The 700-nt window shown below is 64.0% G+C and carries 1 protein-coding gene; it reads left to right on the forward strand.

Features of this window, described 5'->3' with window-relative positions; all coding sequences use genetic code 11:
- Positions 1-157: 157 nt before the first annotated feature.
- The coding region (locus tag NN2_RS35695) for an LLM class flavin-dependent oxidoreductase (RefSeq protein WP_156511578.1) at positions 158-700 on the forward strand (543 nt) is incomplete at its 3' end.

Consider the following 700-nt stretch of genomic DNA (forward strand, 5'->3'; position numbering starts at 1 on the left):
GCGAGTCGACGCCGAGGGCAAGTTCCACACCCTCTGGAGCGGGGACCGCAGGGAAATCTCCGCGTGATTCAGGGCGCGTGCTGAACTTCGACACGTGAGACCATGCGGCGAACGTGCGCTGCGTGTATCAGCCTCAACTGAAAGGTGTTCGACTACAGTGGATCTCAAGCTGGGGTACAAGGCGTCGGCGGAACAGTTCGACCCGCGGGAGCTCGTCGAGCTCGGCGTTCTGGTCGAAGAATACGGCCTCGACAGTGCGACCGTCAGTGATCATTTCCAGCCGTGGCGGCACGAGGGTGGGCATGCTCCGTTTTCGCTGGCGTGGATGACCGCGGTCGGTGAGCGGACTTCTCGTATTCAGCTGGGCACGTCGGTGCTGACGCCGACGTTCCGGTACAACCCGGCGGTGATCGCGCAGGCGTTCGCGACCCTCGGGGTGTTGTATCCGGAGCGGATCATGTTGGGTGTGGGGACGGGGGAGGCGCTCAACGAGATCGCGACCGGTTATCAGGGGGAGTGGCCGGAGTTCAAGGAGCGCTTCGCCCGGTTGCGTGAGTCGGTGGATCTGATGCGCGCGTTGTGGAGTGGTGATCGGGTCGATTTCGAGGGCCAGTACTACAACACGGTGGGTGCGTCGATCTACGATGTGCCGCCGGCGGGGATTCCGGTGTATATCGCCGCGGGTGGGCCGGTGGTGGCG

The sequence above is a fragment of the Nocardia nova NBRC 15556 genome (genome assembly GCF_001613005.1).
In the GTDB taxonomy this organism is placed as follows: domain Bacteria; phylum Actinomycetota; class Actinomycetes; order Mycobacteriales; family Mycobacteriaceae; genus Nocardia; species Nocardia nova.